Source organism: Rhodococcus sp. UYP9 (assembly GCF_040547235.1).
Lineage (GTDB): Bacteria > Actinomycetota > Actinomycetes > Mycobacteriales > Mycobacteriaceae > Rhodococcoides.
The window spans coordinates 1076432-1095315 of sequence record NZ_JBEPPH010000001.1 but is presented as its reverse complement, the minus strand read 5'-3'; the positions used below and the strand labels follow the sequence as shown (position 1 = coordinate 1095315).

Sequence of the window (18884 nt, the reverse complement as noted above, 5' to 3'; positions counted from 1 at the left end):
ATTGCGCTGAAACCGAATGTGGAAGCTATGCCGCCGGCATAGCTTCCACATTCGGTAGAGCGCGTCGAAGGTTTCTACAGGGAGCCGCCTGCAGATCGCGGTGCGCTGGTGTCCGGTCCTGCGGGACTGCTCATCTCGCGGGCGACGAAGTCTTCCAGATCGAACAGGTTGTGGCCTGCGCGGTCAGCGATGTTGAGCAGCGTCGTCATGCTCGCAACCTCTTCGACCTGCTCCTTGAGGAACCACTGCATGAACTGCTCGCCCACGTAGTCGCCCTCTTCGCGGGCCGTGCTCGCGAGCTGGATGATCTGCTCGGTGACGGTCTCCTCCTGCGCGAGGGCCAATGCGATGGGCTCGCGTGCGTCGGTGAAGACGGACTTCGACGGATCGACGCCGGTGAGCTCGACGGTGATGTCGCGATCGAGGAAGTACTGGACGATCATCATCGCGTGGTTGCGCTCTTCTACGGCCTGTGCGTAAAAGTGCTTGGCCAACTGCGGGAGATCGGCATTGTCGAAATATACTGCCGTGGCAATGTATTGGTGCGAGGCGTTGAATTCGTTGCGGATCTGATCACGCAGAAGCGCGTGGAATTTCGAATGTGTGGTGTCTTTGATGTCAGCGCTCATGTCGTAGAGAATAGGCTGGTCAGAGGGCATTGTCATGCAAGCTCAGCCTTATTGAGGCCACGGTTGCCTACATTAGATTTACCTAACTCTTTACTCTCGACTGCATAATTGTCGAAATATTTCGAGGGTTTGTCGGCGGCGCGTACTACATCGATCCCGGTGGTCAGGGACCGCTGGTGAGCAGATCCTGTGGAATTTGGCGGTCCTGTGCCAGTGCATCGAAGAATTGGGATGCGCGATCGTTGTCCCACAGTAGGACGTTGCCGACGTCGGAGTCCTCGAAGCCGGCGACGGGCACTGTCGTCGTGACGAGGTCGCCACGTATGGCCCACGCCAGCGACGCCAGATTCCAGAAGTGGTCGCCCTCGTCCACGCTGAGCGAGGAGGCGGTGTCCTTCATCAACGGCCAGATGCGCAGCGGATTGAGATAGGTAGCCGGACTTGTCGCCTTTGCGAGCAGCGCCGACATGAACTGACGCTGATTGTTCATTCGATCGAGGTCGGCGAGAGCGGTTGCACGTGAACGCACGAAGCCGAGAGCGTCGGATCCGGCCAACTCCTGGCAGCCTGCAGGCAAGCTGATGCCGGCCAGTGGATCGTCGATGGCGGACTGGAGGCAGACGTCGACACCGCCGAGCGCGTCGACGATCCCGGCGAAACCGCCGAACCCGATTTCCGCGTAGTGGTCGATGCGTACCCCGGTAGCACCCTCGACGGTCTCTACCAGCAGCGGAGGACCCCCCAACGCGAACGATGCGTTGAGCTTGTCCTGCCCATTGCCCGGCACCGAGACGTAGGAGTCACGGGGCAGGCTGACCAGCGTGGTGGCGCCGCTGCCTTCGGGAATATGAATCAGAATGATCGTGTCGGTGCGACTCGGGCCTACTTCACCGCCCGTCGCCAACGCAGCTTCCTGCTCGGGCGTCATGCCGGCGCGGCTGTCGGACCCGACGAGTAGCCAATTGGTGCCCGGGGTATCGGCGACGCGGCCGTCGTAGCTGCTCAGTGCGTCCACGCGCGTCAGTGAGCTGTCGACGAAGTAGACGAGTCCGCCGAGAAGCAGTGCCAACACGAGAAAGACAAGGCCGAGCCGTCGACCCCAGTGTCGCTCCTTGCGCACACGCGGAGGTTTTGCCGGCTCCGGACGCCTGGGTGAGCGTTGCGGGGGAGGCGGGGTCCTGCGTCGTGGTGGTTCCCCGCCGTACCCCTGCTCGCGATAGGGCTGTGGGGTCTGGCGAGGGGCCCAGTCGGGTTCGCGCGGGTAATGCTGGGTCGAATTCGGTGGGCGTGACACCGAGCCGGGCTCGGGCGCCTGGGACCAGGCCTGCTGCTGTGGACGACCGTCGCGGCGGATGACTTGAGTTCCCTCGGGAGGCGGTGGGGGTGGGGTGCGCCGGTTCGGGGGTGGTGGCCGATAACCGGGAGGCGGCCGCTGGCCGGGAGGGGGACCTTGTCGAGGGTTCCCTCTGTTCCGCTGGTCGTCGTTCACGGATCGACTCTACCTACGGCAGCCACGAGAGATGGTCACGCAAGGCGGTGTAACCGACGAAAGCAACGATGTCGATGAGCGCATGTGCGATCAGTAGTGGCCATAGTCGGCTGGTCTTCTGCCAGTACCTTCCGAAGACGAGGCCCATGGCCAGGTTGCCGATGCCGCCGCCGAGACCCTGGTAGAGGTGATAGGACCCGCGTAGTAGCGCTGATGCGAGCAGTGATGAATTCTCGCTGAATCCGAGGCGTCGCAGCCGGGAGATCAGATACGCGACAACGATGATTTCTTCGGCGGCAGAGTTGGCGAAGGCGTACGCGACGAGAGCTGGGATTCGCCACCAGTGATCGTCGATCGTGCTCGGCACGACAGTGAGATTGAGGCCGAGGGCGTTGGCGACGAGGTAGAGCAGCAGTCCGGGGATACCGATCAGCGCGGCCAGACCCAGGCCGGGTACGGCGTCGCTTGTCCACCTCGGTTTCGCAAGGCCGATGAGACGAGGCCCCAGGCCCGCCCGCCACAGCAGATACATCCCGAGAGCGCCCCAGGCGCAGAGCCGGAGGATACGTAGAAGCTGGTAGAGCAGATCGATGATCCCGAGGCTCGAACTCGAGGTGTTCAACGCGACGGTTTGTTCCGACAGGCTGCCCGCGACCAGTGCGTCCTCGACGAGCGAGAGGATGCTGCTCAGTCCGCTGAGCCCGAACGTGACCAGCAGAACGATCGCAATCTCGATCTTGATTGCTCGTCGCTCGGTCGGGTCCGGTGGTGGGCCGGTGTCAGGCGTGGGTGGCGACAGCCAGCCTTTGAGGGCGATCACATAAGCGAGTGTGCCCTGTCGGCCGGTGCTGTCAGCCGCGAGCTCGCAGTCCGTTCAGAAACGGGCACCCGGCGAGTACGCGGAGAGCACGGCTCAACCCCATGCTGTCGTCGACGGGCCGAGGGAAAGGCAACCGTACGTCGTTGTCGCCGTGGTCGCCTTCGATGCGCAGGCTGATCCCGTATCGATCGATTCCCAGCGGCCGGATTCGACCCCTACGGAGCGATGGCGGCAGTCTTCTGGCCAGCTGATCGATGAGCTCGGGATGGTCGACGTCGAGGTGCTGCAGCCAGCTCGTCTCCATCTCCCAGAAGGGGTCGGGCTCGGCGGCGAGGAGGTCCTCGACGGCGACGGGTTCGGCGCCGGTGCCGTCGGCAACCACCGAAGACGACAGGATCAGTCGGAGAAGGATCGTTCCGTGGCCGATGTCGAGCAAGGCCGGGTGCGGATGTTCGGCAGCTACGGCGCCGGCCATCGGCCGCATGAGTGAGGCGGGCACGGGTCGAAGCTCTCCGCGCAGCCACACCAGCGATCGGACCGATTCGCGCAGCTCCAGCGGTGCATGGTCGGTCAGCTCGAGGACCGCGGGTACCCCGGTGCCGGAAAGTTGGCGCGCGAGGATAGCTACTTCCGAATCCTCCGGCACCGCAACTATCACTTCGCCGTTCGGTCGCAGGTGATGAAGCAGGGTGACGACAGGTTCGCTTCCCTCGATCGCCAGCCTTGCACCTTCCGCACGCGCGCAGGCGCTGCGGACTCGTTCAGCGGTAGACGGTCCGGTGGTGGTTGCGCCGATCATGAGTTCCTCCGATGCGGTGCCTAGTAGGTGAGGCAAACCTAAGTTAGTTGACGCTTGCCTTGATCGCAAGTGGTAGGCGCGAATTTCCCCGGTCTACCGTGTAACGGTGTCCATTCCACTCACCCTGGGTGCGCCCCACCGACCCGATCCGCAGGCCCTCGTCGCCGGGCTGCTGCAGCAGCGTTGCCGCACCGCCGCTGAAGCCTCCAGCTGTCCCGACGCCGTCACCACCGGCCCCCCGGTCATCGACGCCTCGGTCCTGGCTTCGGTGCGAACCGAGCAGAACTTCGGTCGGATCGTCGTCGAACTCGACATCGATCCGGACGATCTTCGGAAGGATCGACATGCGTCATACGAGGTGGTCAGGTACCACGTGAACGTGCGCGAGGACACGCTCGCGGAAGCCACGTCACTGCGGCTGCCTTCGCCACTGGTGATTTTTCCTGATCTGACCGAAGGCGACGTCATGGAGACGGTGACAGCGATCGTCGACGCGCATCGCACGCCTGGTTTCGGAGCATGGGAATCTCCGCGTCGGATCGCCGACGTCCTCGCGGTGGTCGCGCACGCCGAAGTCGGATTTTCCGCTCGCGCGCGATCGGGCGAAGAGGTACTCGCGATCCTCGCGGCCACCGTCGCTGCACTTCGGGGCGACGACATCCTGCGAGCTCTGGCCGCACCCGACGTCGGTGCGCTGATCGCGCTACGGCCGGAGGCGGCCGAAGCAGTGCGAACGGTGTTACTCGGCATCGAAGTGGACGACGCGGTCGGCGCGCACGCAGTCCTTCTCGCCGCCGGCCTTCTTGGTGTCGGATCGGTCTGACGCGTTTCAGCGGACCCAGTAACCTCGGATCGTGCCTGCAATCGCGTATTTCGGTCCATCGGGAACATTCACCGAGATGGCCCTCGGTCAATTCACTTCACTCGGCGTTCTCGACGAACTCGGGCTCACCGGAGACGTCGAGCGAGTCCCGCTGTCGAGCCCTCCGGCGACGTTGCAGGCAGTTCGCGACGGCGATGTGGTGGCAGCCGTCGTGCCGATCGAGAGCTCGGTCGAGGGTTCGGTTCCGCCGACTCTGGACGCCCTCGCCATCGGAACGAGATTGCAGATTCTCGCCGAGACCGAGATCGAGGTAGCCTTCTCGATCCTCGGTGCCCCCGGCATGACGCTGGCCGAGGTTCGAACGATCCGCGCGTATCCCATTGCTGCAAACCAGATTCGGCAATGGCTCGACGTGAACCTTCCCGGCGTGGAGGTGCAGTTCGCCTCGTCCAACGCCGGCGCCGCCGAGGACGTCGCTGCAGGGCTTGCAGATGCCGCAGTATCGACGACGCTTGCGGGTGAACGCCTCGGACTTCCGGCATTGGCCAACGGTGTCGCCGACGTCGCCAATGCGCGCACTCGGTTCGTCCTCGTCGGAGCTCCGCGGCCCGCGCTCGCCCCCACCGGAGCGGATCGCACCGCCGTGGTGTTGATGCCGGACAATCAGCCCGGTGCTCTGCTCGGTGCACTGTCCGAGTTCGGGATCCGCGACATCGATCTCACCAGAATCGAATCACGGCCCACCCGAACCGAATTCGGGACCTACCGGTTCTACGTAGATTGCGTCGGACACATCGACGATCCAGCCGTGTCCGAAGCTCTCGGAGCGCTGCATCGCAAGATGGAACTTCGATACCTCGGATCTTGGCCTGTCGCCACGGGAACAGGACGGACGCCCCCGTCGTTGGACAAGGAGATCGAGTGGTTGGCGGGATTGCGCGCCGGAAAAGGGGATAGATGACTGGCAGGCTGATCCTCGTCCGACATGGCCAGACGTTCGGCAACGTAGCCAAAAGGTTGGACACGCGGCCGCCCGGGGCCGCCCTCACTGATTTCGGCCATGAGCAGGCGCGGAAATACGGGCAGTCCATAGCAGGGAAACCGCCGTCGGTGCTCGTGTCCTCTATTGCTTTGCGCGCACGGCAAACCGCCGAACACATAGCGCTGGCGACGTCCTCGATGATGCTCGAGCGTGATGGCCTGCAGGAAGCCTCCGCAGGCGATTGGGAAGATCGCACCGACAAGGAAGCGCACGACGGATTCACCGCCGTTTACGGCGCATGGCACCGTGGTGATCTCGACGCACAGGTGCCGGGAGGCGAGACTGGTCGCAGCGTTCTCGACCGCTACGTGCCGGTCCTCGAGCAACTACGCGAGCAATACCTGTTCGAGGATGATCCACGCGATGTGGTGGTGGTCGGGCACGGTGCCGCCATCAGACTGGTCGGTGGCGTCTTGGGCGGCGTGGACGGAGCATTCGCCGCGGACAACCACCTCGACAACACCGGGACCGTCGAGCTCGCACCACTTGCCGGCGGCGGCTGGGCATGTGTCCGCTGGGGGACCTTCGTTCTGCCGTTTCAAGGTAAAGGCAGCCACACGCTCGACGATCCGATCAGCTGACCGCTCTGATCAGCCGCCCGCGCCCGCGATGAGCTCCTCGATCGCAGATCGCACGCGTCCATCCGAACCAGGCGACAACGATGTCCACTGTCGACCATCTGCCGCCATCGACGATGTTGCCACGATCCGGCCACGCCGAGTGTCGAAGAACGCGACCGGATTTTTCCCGACGGTCCGGACTCCGGAACCGACTGTGACCGAGGTGATCTCGGCGTGGGCCGAGCATGTGCTCATGGCTGCGGCGACGTCGGCAGCTGCCGAGTCCTCGATTCCGATGTGGGAGAGTCTCGCCGAGGTGGCGACGCGATCGGTCGGTGCGCCGTCGAGCGCCTCCGCCAGAAGGTCCGTCTCCGCGGCGATTCCGTGAAACTCGAACGGCCTTCTCACACCGAGTGCATCGAGCAGTTCCTGCGCCGGATCCCCCACCGAAGCGCGTAGGCGGAGCCACCCACCCGAAGCCACAGCGAGAACCGAACCGCTCTCGTTGGACGCCAAAGCGATCCGGGTCATCGACGAATCGCTGGTGAACGGTCTGCTGATCAATCGCGCAGCTATGAACCACCGCGGTCGATCCAGAACACGCAACCACATCTCGAGGTCGGGATGGACGCGCCCGTCGGGCAACAATCCGTCGTGATCGAGACCGTCGTACCCACGCCGAAGTGCTGCCGCTCGCTCGGCAGCCCCATCGAACCGCGGGAACACGTCCAGCACTACCGGTAGCTCGACGATTCCTAGGGCCTCGACGAGGTAGTCCATCCGATCGGCGTCGAGCTCGGCGGAAGGAACGGTGTGGCCGAGAGGTCGAGTCCCCAAGTCGATCAACGATCGTTCCATGTGGGTTCCGCGCCGATGACCGACGGTGCAACCGTGCGGCCGTCACCGAAGTGCTCGAATTGCTTCAGATAACCAGGCGTCCGATGCTCTTCGTCTTCGTCACCCTGAGCCCCGGCTGCCGACGCCGGCCCACCGGCACCACGGGCCGTGGCTGCAGCATCGTTCGCACCCGCCCCGAACACACCCGAGCCGTTGGCGCCTGCCAGAACGCGCTCACTGCCTGCCATCGAGGATGCACCCCCCGGTCCGTTGGGAGCCCCGAACGCGGCGCTTCCGAGACCGCCCGACACCCGGCCGAAGCCGACCCCGCCGGTGCCCGCTGACCCGGTGGAACCGGTGGACCCGAAGGCCATTGCTCGCGTTGCCGCCGAACCTGGTGTTCCAGCATCGGCTCTGCCTGTACCCGCGAGCGGTGATCCCGCCGAGCCCTGTGAAGAGTTCTGTGAGTTCATCAGCGTCGATACCGCGGATCCTCCGACATTGGTGGCCGCGGAAGCAACCGTGGTGACGCTGGAGCCGGCGATCGAACCCGCAGAGCCGGCCACCTGCCCCGCGGCAGCCACCAACGCAGGATTCTGAACCGCTGCCGTTGCTGCGGCGATGACCGCTTGCGCGGGTGAGGTGTGAGCGCTGAGCCCGAAGGCTTTCGTTTCCTCGTAGGAGGTGCCCCTGGCGATACTGCCGTCGGGCCCGGAGGTGCCACCGGACGTGTCGTTGACGATCTCGGGCGGCCGATCGAACGAGACCGTCATGGCCAGCGGCGTCGTCGCAGCTTCGTAGGCGTCCATGACGATCGCAGCCTGAACGTCGAGTGTGTGGTCTGCAACTTCGAGCGCTTCGGCGCTGCCGTTCAGTGCGCCACCAGAGCTGTACGCGGCAACTTTGGCGGATTTCACAGCAGCTATCGCGACCGGATTCGGCATCGCAGCGACCGCAGTCGTATAGGCCGCAGCCTCGGCGAGAGCGTGTCCGCTGATCTCGGTGGCACGCATTGCCACACCCTGCGTCCACGCCAAAAATCCGCCGAAGCGAGCCTGAGCCGCATTGGCCGCCTCACCTTCCCAGCCGGCCGCGAGAACAGCCATGACCCGACCCACTGTGATCGATGCGTCGGTATAGGCGGCCGCAACCGACCCCCACGCGCCCGCGGCACCGACCAGCGGGGCCGGACCGGTTCCGAGTAGCAACGCCCCTGAATTGACTGTCGCGGTGCGTGGTAGCCACACGACCCCCGTTACTCCCAGTGTCACAACATCTCCCCCGTCATTTACCCAGCCCCGTCAGTGCTTGTGGATAGTCAGTGCGTAAAGATGGTCAGGTCTTCAGATGGTCAGTGCCCGACCGTGTTCGAAGTCGACATCTCGGTACGCGGACGCCTGTACTCGGAGTGCAGCAGCGGCCTCGATCAGTTCGCTGATCGCGTCGGTGGCTGCGGGAGTGAACGAACCCGCAGCGCGAAGAAAGTAGCGATTGGCGAGCAGTGAGACTTCCTCGCTGCCGGCGGGTGTGATCTCGATGGGCATCGCCACGGCCGTCAGACTCGTCTGGAGCCGAGCTGCCAAGCCGTCCAACTCGGCAGCGGCCGCCTCGAGGGCAACCGGGTCGACGCGCACATTTACTGGCATAACCCCACTCCTTCGTCACGCAGCGAAAATTTCGCTCTCGTAGAACTTTGACGACGGCACTGCGTAATCGGTTCCACTCCGCGCAAAAAAGCTCAGGTGATTTTTTCTGCCGCGGAGCGAAGGGTCCATCGCCCACCTCGGAAGTTCAGATTCGTCACCGTCGCAGGAGGGATGTCCACCCGCCAGAACGAGGACGACGGCGCGTCGAGTGCTCTGACGACGACGGCGCGAACGACAGCAGGATGCGTGACCGCCAGCAGCCGACGCCGCTCGGTCGCCACCCTGCTCATCCACTGCCCGACGCGGTCGAACAGTGCGTCGATCGATTCACCACCCGGTGGGACGGTGGAGGTGTCGGTGAGCCACCCCAGCAGCTCGGACGCGTCGAGGTCATCCATCGTTCGGCCGGTCCACTCGCCGAAATCGAGGTCGGCGAGGTCGGCGACGATGGCTCCCTGCACGCCGAGGACCGCCGCAGTCTGTCGAGTTCGCCGCTCCGGGGCGATCATCGTCATCTCGGCGTCCGAGTCGAACGTGAGTTCCTCCAGCCGCTTCAGCCCGCCCGAATCGACCGGTTCGTCCGAATGAAACCTGGCGCGACGCATCGCCTCGGTCGTGCCATGGCTGACCAGGGAGAGCCGCGTCACTGTCGACGGCATCGAGCACTCCTCTCCACCCAGGGGCTCATCGCACCCTGGTTCCGATTGACACCGGGCCGAGATCGGTGCCAGAGTTCGCGGGTAAGCGCGATGTGTACAGGCAATTCCGGTGTGAATCCGGAGCGGTTGCGCCACTGTGATCGGACCTCAGCGGTTCCGAGAGCCAGAAAACTGACACATCGCTTCGGTTCGAAAGGGACGCATAATCCCAGGAGGCATTCCATCATGGCCATCGTTCACAATCCCAGCAACGCCACGGAGTCGGCTGCCCTCGCAGTCGTCGTCGCGGCGGTGGTGCTCCTCGCATTCGTCGTGCTCTACCTGGTCGGTTTCGACCAGGGCGCCATTTCACGTAGTGGAATGTACATGCACGAACTGATGCACGACGGACGCCACCTGCTGGGTCTCCCGTGTCACTGACCACGTCGTCCCCGCGTGTGACCACCTTGCAGGGGACCTATCTCCAGTTGCTCGTCCGCGGACTCCTCGCGGGCCTCATCGCTGGTCTGCTCGCGGGCACCATCGCGTTCGTCATCGGTGAGCCGCACGTGGATTCGGCCATCGCCATCGAAGAGGCTGCAGGCGCAGCCGAGCATGTCGAAGCCACCCCGGGCGCACATTCGCACGACGAAGAAGATGCGCTCGTCAGCCGTGACGGTCAGCGTGCAGGGCTGTTCCTCGCAACCGGTCTGGCCGGACTCGCGCTCGGTGCGATCTTCGCGACGGTGCTCCACTACGCGCGACGGTTCACCTCGCTGTCCGGGTCGACGCTCGCCATCGCTGCAGGCGCGCTCGGTTGGCTGGCAATCGAAGCTGTGCCGTTCTTCAAATATCCGGCCAATCCACCTGCCGTGGGCGACCCCGACACCATCAACCAGCGCACCTGGCTGTGGCTTGCCTCGGTCGTTCTCGGATTGTTGGCGGTAGCAATCGGACTCTATGTCGCCAAAACAGTGGCGTCGCACAGTTCGTTGGCCGTTCGGATCGCTGCTCCGCTGGCGGCGTTCCTCGTCGTCGTAGGCCTGGGATACGCACTGCTGCCCACGATCAACGAGGTCGGCGCGGACTTCCCGGCAACACTGCTGTGGGAGTTCCGACTGTCCTCACTGGCGACGCAGGCGACGCTGTGGATCGCGCTCGGCTTGGCATTCGCGTTCCTCACCGATCGGGCCGTCGGGAAGGCTCGGGAGTCGGCCGCGGCGTAGCTGTCGGGTGTCGGGCCCACCCCAGTTGGTTGGGGCCCACCCCAGTTGGTTCGGGCCCACCCCGCCCCCGCTTGAATGGTCCATTCATACGATCAGATGTCTTGAAATCGACCATTCAAGCGGTGGGCAAACTACCCGAAACCCAGCTCGTGCAAGCGCTCGTCGTCGATGCCGAAATGGTGCCCCACCTCGTGGGCGACGGTGATCGCGATCTCTCGTCGGGCGGTCTCGGCGTCGTCGACCATATCCAGAATCGGACGACGGTAGATGGTGATGACGTCCGGTAGGTGCCCGCTGTACTCGTAGCGGTCGGTGAGCGCGACCCCCTCGTACAGGCCGAGGATGTTCTCGGTGGGGTGCTCTTCCTCGACGAGAATGACGACGTTGTCCATGCGGTCGGTGATGTCCGGTGGAAGCGTGTCGAGGGCGTCGCCGACGGCGTTTTCGAAGTCGGCGCGGCTCATGTCGGTGGGAATGTCATCCCCCCGATGTGATCGGGGCCGCACCGGGCAGCGGCTTCGGAAGCGCCCGACCGTCCGGGGCCGAAGGCGGCGGTACCGGCGGTTGACCGTTGATGAGGATGTCGCCCTGTGCGGATCCGACGATCGTCGCGAATCCGCCCGTGTCGAGCTCACTGCCTATCGAACAGCTGACCTGACGGCTACCAGCCAGCCAACTGGTGACGTCGATGTTGTCCCAGAACAGCGTCAGCGTCTTGTCTCGCAGCGCGGTAGGGGAGCCGAGGTATGCGTTCACGGCGTCGGTGCAGACCGTCGTGAGGTAGGCGTCCTGGTCGGCCTCGTTGGGAATTCCGTTCGGAAACTGTTGGCTCAGGTCTGCGACGGAGACGACCTCGAAGGCGTGGGGCGCGCTGCAGTCGACCGGATCGGCGGGCACGTTCTGCAGGATGCCGATACAGGTGCCGGGCTCCCATACGTTCGACTGATCCAGGTCGAGCACCGAGCCGGTCATCTCCTGCGGAATTCCCGTGTTCGTGGACTTCTGGATTCCACACCGCAACGTCCGTTCGCCCGAGGCCCATCCTGCTTGGCTGGGGAACATCAGGCCGACACTGAACTTGCCGCTCGGATCGAACTTGGCACCCAAATAGTCGTCGACGGCACCGACGCAATGCTCGTCACGAAGCTGCCCGAACCGTTGCGCGCCCGGATACACCGAGTTCGGAGCGAATTCGAGCCCGGGATAGGCACTCAGATCGACGTCGGCTGCTACTTCGAATCGATGTGGATCGGCGCAGGAGACTTCGGCGAGGTCCTGTCGGTCGGTCTCGGGGTCTTCGGTCGGCGTCCACTGCAGGCACGTGCCTGGATCGGCCGAGCCGAACGTCTTGGCCGTGACGGGACCTGACGTCGCAGGCCCGCTGGCCGAGTGGGTGGCGATCTTCTCCGGTTGCGAGAAGCCACCGGACACCGAGAGCGTGATCGCAGCAGCCGCGACGGCCCCCACCGCGATAAAGGCGAGTCCCCGGCGCGCAACGTGCGCCGACACTGTGCGCGGGTTGCGTGTCGTTGTGGGTTTCCCCGGCCGGGCCGGATCGCTGGTGGACATCAACTCCATCATGCCCGAGTATCTTCGGTTCCTATGACAGACCCCGATGAGACCAGTGCTGACATCGCCGAGCTTGCGGGCCGACTGTTCACGATGGCCCGCGACGGTGATGCCGAGTCGTTGAAGACATATCTGGACGCCGGAGTGCCGGTCGACCTCAACAACGAGGCGGGGGACACCCTGGTCATGCTGGCGGCCTATCACGGTCACCCGCACACTGTGCGCATGCTGGTCGGCAAGGGTGCGGATGTGAATCGGCCGAACGAAAAGGGCCAGACGCCGCTCGCAGGCGCGGTCTTCAAGGGAGAGGACGAGGTGGTGCGAGAGCTGGTCGAGGGTGGAGCGGATCCGCACGGCGGCCATCCGTCGGCGATCGACGCGGCGCGCATGTTCGGACGCGAGGACTACCTGGGCTTGCTCGGCAAGTAAGGTTTTCCTCGTGATCGACCTGAAGTTTCTTCGTGAGAATCCCGATGTCGTCCGTGCCTCACAGCGCACCCGTGGAGAAGATCCCGCGCTCGTCGACGTGCTGCTCGACGCCGATGCGTCCCGACGAGCCGCAGTGCTTGCCGGCGATCAGCTCCGCGCCGAGCAGAAGGCCCTCGGCAAACGCGTCGGGAAGGCGTCGGCGGAGGAGCGTCCTGCGTTGCTGGCAGGGTCGTCCGAACTGGCGGCAAAGGTCAAGGCTGCGGAGGCGCGCCAGAACGAGGCAGATGCCGCGGTGGACAGCGCGCAACGCGCCTTGTCGAACGTCGTCGAAGAGGGAGCTCCCGCCGGCGGCGAAGACGACTTCGTGTTGATGGAAACCGTCGGTGAGATCCCGACGTTCGACTTCGAGCCGAAGGACCACCTCGAGCTCGGTGAGTCGCTGAAGCTGATCGACATGGAACGCGGCGCGAAGGTGTCGGGTTCGCGGTTCTACTTCATGACCGGTTACGGCGCGTTGCTGCAGCAGGGCATGTTGCAGTTGGCAGCGCAGAAGGCCGTCAAGAACGGGTTCACTATGATGATCCCGCCGGTGGTGGTGCGGCCGGAGATCATGGCGGGAACCGGATTCCTGGGCGCGCACGCCGATGAGATCTACCGACTCGAAGCCGACGATCTATATCTCGTCGGCACGTCGGAAGTTGCGCTGGCCGGGTACCACGCAGGCGAGATTCTCGACCTGTCCGACGGCCCGAAGCGCTACGCGGGCTGGTCGACGTGCTTTCGTCGCGAAGCGGGTTCGTACGGCAAGGACACTCGCGGGATCATCCGCGTCCACCAGTTCGACAAGATCGAGATGTTTTCCTACATCAAGCCCGAGGACGCAGCGGCCGAGCATCGCAAGTTCCTCGAGTTCGAACGCGAAATGCTTGCGGCAGTGGAACTTCCGTACCGAATCATCGATGTCGCCGGTGGCGATCTCGGGTCCTCGGCGGCGCGCAAGTTCGACTGCGAGGCTTGGGTGCCGACGCAGAATGCCTACCGCGAGCTGACCTCGACGTCGAACTGCACGACCTTCCAGGCCCGGCGCCTCAATGTTCGGTACCGCGATGACAACGGCAAGCCGCAGATTGCTGCGACTCTGAACGGAACGTTGGCCACGACGCGGTGGATCGTGGCGATCCTGGAGAATCACCAGCAGGCCGACGGGACCGTTCGGGTGCCGGAAGCTTTGGTGCCGTTCGTCGGAACGGATGTTCTGCGCTAGAACCGTGTCAGATGGTCGGCTTCACGTCGTCGGCCCAGGCGATTCGCTTCGGATTGCCGTGGCACTCGACGATCGCGGCGTGATCGCTGTCGAAGTAGTCCCATGCCCAGGACAGGAACGCGTCGACTTTGCTGTGCGCGCCGCTCAGTAGTGCGGCGTGGACGCCGAGCCACGCCGCGAACGCGAGCGGTCCCTCCACCTGATGTCGGTGCGCGCCGACCTCTGCGACGGCGGCCCCGCGGCCGATCATCGCCATGATGCCCTTGTCCTTGTACTGGAAGACCTTCCGATGTTTTCCCGCGATGGTCAGCATAATGTTGTGGGCGGCCCAGGTCCCTGCTTGCTGAGCGACCGAACCCAACTGGGGCAACGTCTTTCCGTCCACGTCGGTAATGTTCGCCACGTCGCCGACGGCGTAGACATTGTCGAACCTGGGGACCGTGAGATCGGCCAGTACGTCGAGTCGTCCGCCGGGCCCGGGCTTCGCGTCGCCGGTCGCGGCCAACGGTGCCGCCGATTCGCCGCCGGCCCAGATGACGGTCCGCGAGTCGATTCGGGTGGAGTCACTGAGCACGACGCCACCGGCATCGACTGCGGTTACGCCGACCCCGAGGCGAACTTTCGCGCCGTGTTCGACCAGCTTGTCGTGTGCGTAGACATGCGAGCGTTCGCTGAACGGCGCCAGCAATGACGGCCCGTGGTTGATGAGCCAGGCCTCCCCGCGACCGCCTGGGTGATTCATCTTGCGCAGAGCGGTGAACAGCTCGGCGAAGGCGCCCGCGGTCTCGACGCCGGTCGGTCCGCCTCCGACGATGACGACGTCGAGTGGATCGTGTTCACCGCGCAGCACCTCGCTGACGTGGTGACGAAGCTTCTCGGCGTCGGCGACGGAGTACAGCGGGAACGAAAATTCCTCTGCGCCGGGCGTTCCGAAGAAGTTGGCGCGCGCTCCAGCCGCGACGACGAGATAGTCGCCCGAGATCTTCTCGCCCGCGGCGGTGAGTGACAGCGAGGCGAAATCCAGGGTGCTGATCTCTGCCTGAACCACTCGGACATTCTCGAAGCTCTCGAAGATCGTTGCGAGCGGTCGTGCGACGTCGGCGGCAGGCAACTGCGCCGTCGCAACCTGATAGAGCAACGGTTGGAACTGGTGGTAATCGTTGCGGTCGACGATGGTGACGGAAACACCTTTGCGTGCCAATTCGTGTGCGCAGGCAATTCCGCCCAGGCCCGCACCAGCGACCACCACGTGTGTCATGGGTTAGAGAGTAGTTGGGTCGGGCGCTTGAATGGCCGCTTCAAGATATCTGATCGTATGAATGGACCATTGAAGCGGTCAGAAGAACTGTCCCACAACGAAACCGGCGACCAGAACGGCCGTCCCGCCGATTTCGCCAACGATCAGCGCCCACATGAAAGCGTGGGTCCCGCGGACCGGATGCTCGAATTGATTGTCGGTGTCCTTCAAAAATCCGTGCACCATGTAGCTTCCGATGGCGGCGACGAAGAAGAAGACGGCGACCAGACCGGCCGTGAGGTTCACCGCCGTCGGGAACGAGCTGAATTCGGTGAGTGCGGCGAGGACGAGTGTCGCGAACGAGTACATCAGCGCCGCACGGTGCGCGATGTCGACGTACGGGTGCGCCAGAGCCGTCGGCGATGTTGCCATCTGTCGGAATTTCCATACCCCCAGCGCCAACGCCCAGAGCAGAATCAGTCCCGAAAGCAGCAACAGAACCTTGGTGTCGATGCCCAGAGTTGTCACAGATTTCCTCCCCGTCGCGCAGATATGTGTGCACCCGACCGCATGAACGGCGCCCTGAAGCTAACTGATCGTATGAATGGACCATTCAAGCGGGCGGGCGGGGACACGGGCGGGCGGGGACACGGGCGAGCGGGCGCCGGCACCCTCACACGACGTCACCGATGCAGTAACCGTTGGACCCGATCGTCAGGGTGAAGATCCGGTTCTGTTCGACTCCGGACACGTCGGTGACGTCGGCGTAGACCGTGGTGTACTCGCCGTCGTTGGCGGCAACATAGACGCTGTCCGGTTTGTACGACGCCGATCCGGTCAGCCGGCCGGGATTGTTTGCCAATGGCGCCGTGGTCGCCGCGCCCGTGCGCTGCGGGTCCCAGATGGCCCGGGTGTCGCATACGAGCGGGTAGTCGCCTTCTAGGTCGGCGGGGTTCACCGGGGTGCCCGTGAAGCGGCCGAGATACCGCTCGACGGTGTATTCGGCTTCGGTGTCCGTGTAAGCGCCGGACGAGCCCCCCGGAAATACCGCCGGACACGCATACCCGGAGGCGATCTCGCTGCGTTTGACGCTGAGTGTGATGGCTGGGCTACTCCAGGTGACCGCGTATTGCCCGTCGACGCCGGGGACTGCGGCGGCGTCGAGGATCGATGCGACGTCGCTGTAGCGGGCTGGGACCTCTGACGGCGGGACAGTCCAGCACTTCGCCGTTACCGCAGGGACGCCGCCTGCATCGAGGTCGGTGAGGAATGCCCGTAAGGCTCTGGTGGCCTCGGGGTTCGTGGGAACTTCGCCGACGGCCGGGCCCACCGGTGAAGGTGTGGTGGAGGGCGGTGGTGTGGTCGAGGGTGGTGTGGTGGCGGGCGGCGTTGTCGTAGCCGTTGCCGAGCGTGTCTCGGTGGGAATGCCCTGTTGGCCGTCACCCCCACATGCGGTGAGCGTGAGAACTGCCCCGAACAGTCCCACACTTGCGAAAACGATGCCTCTACGCGAACTCATCTACAGCTGACCTTCCGACTGCGTCTTCTCCCCTGGGTCTTGCAGCGACTACGCTAGCCGACTGTGGAACCCGTCTATCGATCTGTCATCGGCATTGCTCGTGTGGTCTTCGCGCTGGAGGGCCTGAAATTCAAGGTTGTGGGTGAGGAGAACATCCCTGCCACCGGTGGCGCGGTCATCGCCGTCAACCACACCGGATATCTGGACTTCACCTACGCCGGGATACCGCCGCGCAGGGTGAAGCGGTACATCCGCTTCATGGCCAAGAAGGAAGTGTTCGACAACAAGATTTCGGGTCCGATCATGCGATCGCTGAAGCACATTCCGGTGGATCGTGGGGCCGGTGCGGATTCCTACCAGGCTGCCGTCGCGGATCTGCGCAAGGGCGAGCTGGTCGGGGTCTACCCGGAGGCCACCATCAGTCGCAGCTTCGAGATCAAGGAATTCAAGTCCGGGGCGGCGAGAATGGCTATCGAGGCCGGCGTGCCGATCATTCCGACGGTCATCTGGGGTGCGCAGCGCGTCTGGACCAAGGGCTTTCCGAAGCGATTGGGACGCACCAACACTCTAATCTCCATTGCGGTCGGCAAGCCGATCGAGCCGGTCGGTCCACCGAGTGAGCTCACCGAGAAGCTGCATTCGGTGATGCAGGAGATGCTGTTGGCTCTGCAGGAGGATTACGACCACGAGCCGGGCGCTTATTGGGTTCCCGCCCGTCTCGGCGGTGGTGCGCCCACGTTGGAGCAGGCAGACAAGCTCGATGCCGAGGATCTTGCAGCGAGAAATGCTGCGCGGGAAGCGAAGAAGTCCAAGTAGAGCCTGAGCACGCGACCTGCGGCGTGTGCGCTGACCCGCGCACACGCCGTCAGATGCTGTCTCTGGTTGCTAGCGGTCGTGGAATCCTGGGGTCGAGTCGACGCGCAGGCGGGTCAGATTCCGGTAGCTGATCAGCCACCGACCGTCCTCCAGTCGGTATTCCTCGTGGTAGTGGCCGTATCCATGAAGGTGCTCGGTCGTGCCGGTGGCCGTGTTGGTCCACCACAATTTGTCTTCCATCGCCCAGATTCCCGTGGCGGTGGTCGGCGACGTCATCGTGATCTCCGGGGTGTGGCCGTGGTGCACGCTGGTGACCGTCACCGCGCCGTCGAGTGTGCTCCGAATAGCCGCGGCCAACGCCTGCGAACCGGTCACCTGTTTGCCGGTTTCGGAGGCGTCGGTCTGCGGGGCAGCGTCGGGACTGGCCCAAGAATCGCTGACCACGTCATCGGTGTGGAAGCTCGCGTAGCGGTCCCATTCCTTGTTGTCCATGCACCGCAGGCGGGCGGCGAAGAGCTGCTTGATTTCCTCGATCGCCAGTAGTTTGTCGAGTGCTTCGCTCGCGTTGATCGTCATATCTGTCCACGTTGCCAGGCTCTGGGGTGTGGTCGAGTGGATTTTCCGCTGGATGGGATACATGCGACCGGAGGGGCTGCAGTTCGCTGATCTCAGGACATCGACGATTTCAGGACATCGAGGCGTGCCACACCAATGCGGCGGCGAGTGCACCGATGCCGTTGAGTGACCAGTGCAACGCGATCGGGGCGATCAGGCTGCCGCTGCGGCGTCGCAGCCAGGTGAAGACGAGGCCGGCTGCGGCTGTCGCGATGACCGCGGCCACGATGCCTGCGATCTGACCGAATACCCCGCCGCCGAGGAAATTGCTCAGCCCCGCATTGCCCGCGGTCAATCCGAGTGACGACGCGATATGCCATAGGCCGAAGAGCAGTGATCCGGCGGCGAAGACGCCACGGGCACCGTAGATGCGTCCCAGTGTGCCGTGCAGTACACCGCGGAAGGCCAGTTCCTCGGGGATGACCGTTTGCAACGGGATGACGATCATCGACGCGACGAGCGCGGCCGAGATGGTGGCATACCGATCGGCCATGAAGAAAGGCCTGGTCATCGGCAGTAGAGCTCCGATTGCAACGACGGTGACGACGAGTCCGACAGCGCCGAGCGCGTAGATCGAACCGGTTTTCCATTGCTTCGGTGACAGGCCCAGTTCGGCCCAGCCGAGGCCGCGGCGTCGGGTCAGTGCAACGAGGATGACGGCCGCGATGGGTACCGTCGCGATGCTGGCCCACACCGTGGTGAAGTGGGCGATCAGGTTGGTACCGACGAGCACCAGAACGACGACCGCAACATCGAGGTACGCGTGGAATCCGCGTCGGCGAGATGCCTTCGCGTCGGCCTGGGTCATGAGCATCCCACCGAGTGTACGGAAAACCTGCTCGGTGCCGAGGTGACTCCGAACAGTAGTGTGACCGAGTCCTCACCTCGGCCGACCGGGCGTGCTGCTGCGGACACCCTGGTGAGCG

General features: G+C 64.3%; 23 protein-coding genes. 8 read left to right on the top strand and 15 right to left on the bottom strand.

Annotated features, from left to right (window positions below; all coding sequences use genetic code 11):
• Positions 1-74 precede the first annotated feature (74 nt).
• The 4 genes from ABIB36_RS05095 to ABIB36_RS05080 all read right to left on the bottom strand — a co-directional run bounded on the left by ABIB36_RS05095 (position 75) and on the right by ABIB36_RS05080 (position 3737).
• Positions 75-629 (bottom strand): ferritin, encoded by a 555-nt coding sequence (locus ABIB36_RS05095; protein ID WP_084348176.1) that lies wholly within the window; start codon positions 627-629, stop codon positions 75-77.
• 163 nt (positions 630-792) lie between these two features.
• Positions 793-1983: an LCP family protein gene (locus tag ABIB36_RS05090; protein ID WP_354560628.1), complete on the bottom strand. Its 1191-nt coding sequence runs from the start codon at positions 1981-1983 to the stop codon at positions 793-795.
• Positions 1984-2131: 148 nt separating this feature from the next.
• Positions 2132-2938: a CPBP family intramembrane glutamic endopeptidase gene (locus tag ABIB36_RS05085; RefSeq protein ID WP_502944905.1), complete on the bottom strand. Its 807-nt coding sequence runs from the start codon at positions 2936-2938 to the stop codon at positions 2132-2134.
• A gap of 31 nt (positions 2939-2969) precedes the next feature.
• Positions 2970-3737: a DUF2470 domain-containing protein gene (locus ABIB36_RS05080; protein ID WP_084348173.1), complete on the bottom strand. Its 768-nt coding sequence runs from the start codon at positions 3735-3737 to the stop codon at positions 2970-2972.
• A 106-nt stretch (positions 3738-3843) separates the two neighbouring features.
• On the opposite strand from ABIB36_RS05080, the gene ABIB36_RS05075 reads away from it, so the two are divergent.
• The 3 genes from ABIB36_RS05075 to ABIB36_RS05065 are packed head-to-tail and all read left to right on the top strand — an operon-like array spanning position 3844 to position 6183.
• Positions 3844-4560 (top strand): hypothetical protein, encoded by a 717-nt coding sequence (locus ABIB36_RS05075; RefSeq protein WP_354560465.1) that lies wholly within the window; start codon positions 3844-3846, stop codon positions 4558-4560.
• Positions 4561-4591: 31 nt separating this feature from the next.
• Positions 4592-5521 carry a prephenate dehydratase gene (gene pheA / locus ABIB36_RS05070; RefSeq protein WP_354560467.1) on the top strand — a complete coding sequence of 310 codons (930 nt, stop codon included), beginning with the start codon at positions 4592-4594 and terminating at the stop codon, positions 5519-5521.
• A complete protein-coding gene (locus tag ABIB36_RS05065) occupies positions 5518-6183 on the top strand; it encodes a histidine phosphatase family protein (RefSeq protein WP_354560469.1) in 666 nt (221 codons plus the stop codon). The genes pheA and ABIB36_RS05065 overlap by 4 nt, the downstream gene beginning before the upstream one ends.
• Before the next feature lie 9 nt (positions 6184-6192).
• On the opposite strand, the gene ABIB36_RS05060 is transcribed toward ABIB36_RS05065, so the two are convergent.
• From ABIB36_RS05060 to ABIB36_RS05045, 4 genes are all read right to left on the bottom strand, one after another.
• On the bottom strand, positions 6193-7020 hold the full coding sequence (locus ABIB36_RS05060; RefSeq protein WP_256895797.1) for an ESX secretion-associated protein EspG: 828 nt from the start codon (positions 7018-7020) through the stop codon (positions 6193-6195).
• The gene (locus ABIB36_RS05055) at positions 7005-8270 is read right to left on the bottom strand and encodes a PPE domain-containing protein (RefSeq protein WP_354560472.1); all 1266 of its coding nucleotides are present in this window, start codon (positions 8268-8270) and stop codon (positions 7005-7007) included. Before ABIB36_RS05055 ends, ABIB36_RS05060 begins: the two co-directional genes overlap by 16 nt.
• 72 nt (positions 8271-8342) lie before the next feature.
• The gene (locus ABIB36_RS05050) at positions 8343-8645 is read right to left on the bottom strand and encodes a PE family protein (protein ID WP_084348169.1); all 303 of its coding nucleotides are present in this window, start codon (positions 8643-8645) and stop codon (positions 8343-8345) included.
• Positions 8646-8737: 92 nt separating this feature from the next.
• The gene (locus ABIB36_RS05045) at positions 8738-9304 is read right to left on the bottom strand and encodes a histidine phosphatase family protein (protein WP_084348168.1); all 567 of its coding nucleotides are present in this window, start codon (positions 9302-9304) and stop codon (positions 8738-8740) included.
• Positions 9305-9529: 225 nt separating this feature from the next.
• On the opposite strand from ABIB36_RS05045, the gene ABIB36_RS05040 reads away from it, so the two are divergent.
• On the top strand, positions 9530-9724 hold the full coding sequence (locus tag ABIB36_RS05040) for a CbtB domain-containing protein (RefSeq protein WP_084348167.1): 195 nt from the start codon (positions 9530-9532) through the stop codon (positions 9722-9724).
• Between the two features lie 17 nt (positions 9725-9741).
• Positions 9742-10509: a CbtA family protein gene (locus ABIB36_RS05035; protein ID WP_502944906.1), complete on the top strand. Its 768-nt coding sequence runs from the start codon at positions 9742-9744 to the stop codon at positions 10507-10509.
• 131 nt (positions 10510-10640) lie between these two features.
• Here the strand turns inward: ABIB36_RS05035 and ABIB36_RS05030 are convergent, their stop codons facing one another.
• Positions 10641-10973, bottom strand: a complete 333-nt coding sequence (locus ABIB36_RS05030; RefSeq protein ID WP_084348165.1) for a metallopeptidase family protein — start codon at positions 10971-10973, stop codon at positions 10641-10643.
• Between the two features lie 13 nt (positions 10974-10986).
• Positions 10987-12078 (bottom strand): septum formation family protein, encoded by a 1092-nt coding sequence (locus ABIB36_RS05025; RefSeq protein ID WP_143542195.1) that lies wholly within the window; start codon positions 12076-12078, stop codon positions 10987-10989.
• A gap of 33 nt (positions 12079-12111) precedes the next feature.
• Between ABIB36_RS05025 and ABIB36_RS05020 the strand changes: the two genes are divergently transcribed.
• Positions 12112-12507 carry an ankyrin repeat domain-containing protein gene (locus ABIB36_RS05020; protein ID WP_084348163.1) on the top strand — a complete coding sequence of 132 codons (396 nt, stop codon included), beginning with the start codon at positions 12112-12114 and terminating at the stop codon, positions 12505-12507.
• Between the two features lie 10 nt (positions 12508-12517).
• Positions 12518-13771 carry a serine--tRNA ligase gene (serS, locus tag ABIB36_RS05015; protein ID WP_084348162.1) on the top strand — a complete coding sequence of 418 codons (1254 nt, stop codon included), beginning with the start codon at positions 12518-12520 and terminating at the stop codon, positions 13769-13771.
• 7 nt (positions 13772-13778) lie between these two features.
• Here the strand turns inward: serS and ABIB36_RS05010 are convergent, their stop codons facing one another.
• The 3 genes from ABIB36_RS05010 to ABIB36_RS05000 form a co-directional block, all read right to left on the bottom strand.
• Positions 13779-15029, bottom strand: coding sequence for an NAD(P)/FAD-dependent oxidoreductase (locus ABIB36_RS05010; protein WP_084348161.1), 1251 nt, complete (start codon positions 15027-15029; stop codon positions 13779-13781).
• Positions 15030-15107: 78 nt separating this feature from the next.
• Positions 15108-15536, bottom strand: coding sequence for a hypothetical protein (locus ABIB36_RS05005; RefSeq protein WP_084348160.1), 429 nt, complete (start codon positions 15534-15536; stop codon positions 15108-15110).
• Between the two features lie 145 nt (positions 15537-15681).
• On the bottom strand, positions 15682-16527 hold the full coding sequence (locus tag ABIB36_RS05000; protein WP_354560477.1) for a hypothetical protein: 846 nt from the start codon (positions 16525-16527) through the stop codon (positions 15682-15684).
• 63 nt (positions 16528-16590) lie between these two features.
• On the opposite strand from ABIB36_RS05000, the gene ABIB36_RS04995 reads away from it, so the two are divergent.
• Positions 16591-17343 carry a lysophospholipid acyltransferase family protein gene (locus tag ABIB36_RS04995; RefSeq protein ID WP_354560479.1) on the top strand — a complete coding sequence of 251 codons (753 nt, stop codon included), beginning with the start codon at positions 16591-16593 and terminating at the stop codon, positions 17341-17343.
• Between the two features lie 69 nt (positions 17344-17412).
• On the opposite strand, the gene ABIB36_RS04990 is transcribed toward ABIB36_RS04995, so the two are convergent.
• Together ABIB36_RS04990 and ABIB36_RS04985 are read right to left on the bottom strand one after the other, a co-directional pair.
• Entirely contained in the window at positions 17413-17919 is a 507-nt protein-coding gene (locus tag ABIB36_RS04990; RefSeq protein WP_084348157.1) for a nuclear transport factor 2 family protein, read from the bottom strand.
• A 109-nt stretch (positions 17920-18028) separates the two neighbouring features.
• The gene (locus tag ABIB36_RS04985; RefSeq protein ID WP_084348156.1) at positions 18029-18772 is read right to left on the bottom strand and encodes a CPBP family intramembrane glutamic endopeptidase; all 744 of its coding nucleotides are present in this window, start codon (positions 18770-18772) and stop codon (positions 18029-18031) included.
• Positions 18773-18884 lie beyond the last annotated feature (112 nt).

What these genes read in the sequence shown, in the direction of transcription:
- ABIB36_RS05095 (WP_084348176.1), bottom strand. Translation starts at nt 629, where the DNA reads ATGAGCGCTGACATCAAAGACACCACACATTCGAAATTCCACGCGCTT.
- ABIB36_RS05080 (WP_084348173.1), bottom strand. Translation starts at nt 3,737, where the DNA reads ATGATCGGCGCAACCACCACCGGACCGTCTACCGCTGAACGAGTCCGC.
- ABIB36_RS05065 (WP_354560469.1), top strand. Translation starts at nt 5,518, where the DNA reads ATGACTGGCAGGCTGATCCTCGTCCGACATGGCCAGACGTTCGGCAAC.
- ABIB36_RS05060 (WP_256895797.1), bottom strand. Translation starts at nt 7,020, where the DNA reads ATGGAACGATCGTTGATCGACTTGGGGACTCGACCTCTCGGCCACACC.
- ABIB36_RS05050 (WP_084348169.1), bottom strand. Translation starts at nt 8,645, where the DNA reads ATGCCAGTAAATGTGCGCGTCGACCCGGTTGCCCTCGAGGCGGCCGCT.
- ABIB36_RS05045 (WP_084348168.1), bottom strand. Translation starts at nt 9,304, where the DNA reads ATGCCGTCGACAGTGACGCGGCTCTCCCTGGTCAGCCATGGCACGACC.
- ABIB36_RS05040 (WP_084348167.1), top strand. Translation starts at nt 9,530, where the DNA reads ATGGCCATCGTTCACAATCCCAGCAACGCCACGGAGTCGGCTGCCCTC.
- ABIB36_RS05030 (WP_084348165.1), bottom strand. Translation starts at nt 10,973, where the DNA reads ATGAGCCGCGCCGACTTCGAAAACGCCGTCGGCGACGCCCTCGACACG.
- ABIB36_RS05025 (WP_143542195.1), bottom strand. Translation starts at nt 12,078, where the DNA reads ATGTCCACCAGCGATCCGGCCCGGCCGGGGAAACCCACAACGACACGC.
- ABIB36_RS05020 (WP_084348163.1), top strand. Translation starts at nt 12,112, where the DNA reads ATGACAGACCCCGATGAGACCAGTGCTGACATCGCCGAGCTTGCGGGC.
- ABIB36_RS05010 (WP_084348161.1), bottom strand. Translation starts at nt 15,029, where the DNA reads ATGACACACGTGGTGGTCGCTGGTGCGGGCCTGGGCGGAATTGCCTGC.
- ABIB36_RS05000 (WP_354560477.1), bottom strand. Translation starts at nt 16,527, where the DNA reads ATGAGTTCGCGTAGAGGCATCGTTTTCGCAAGTGTGGGACTGTTCGGG.
- ABIB36_RS04990 (WP_084348157.1), bottom strand. Translation starts at nt 17,919, where the DNA reads ATGACGATCAACGCGAGCGAAGCACTCGACAAACTACTGGCGATCGAG.
- ABIB36_RS04985 (WP_084348156.1), bottom strand. Translation starts at nt 18,772, where the DNA reads ATGCTCATGACCCAGGCCGACGCGAAGGCATCTCGCCGACGCGGATTC.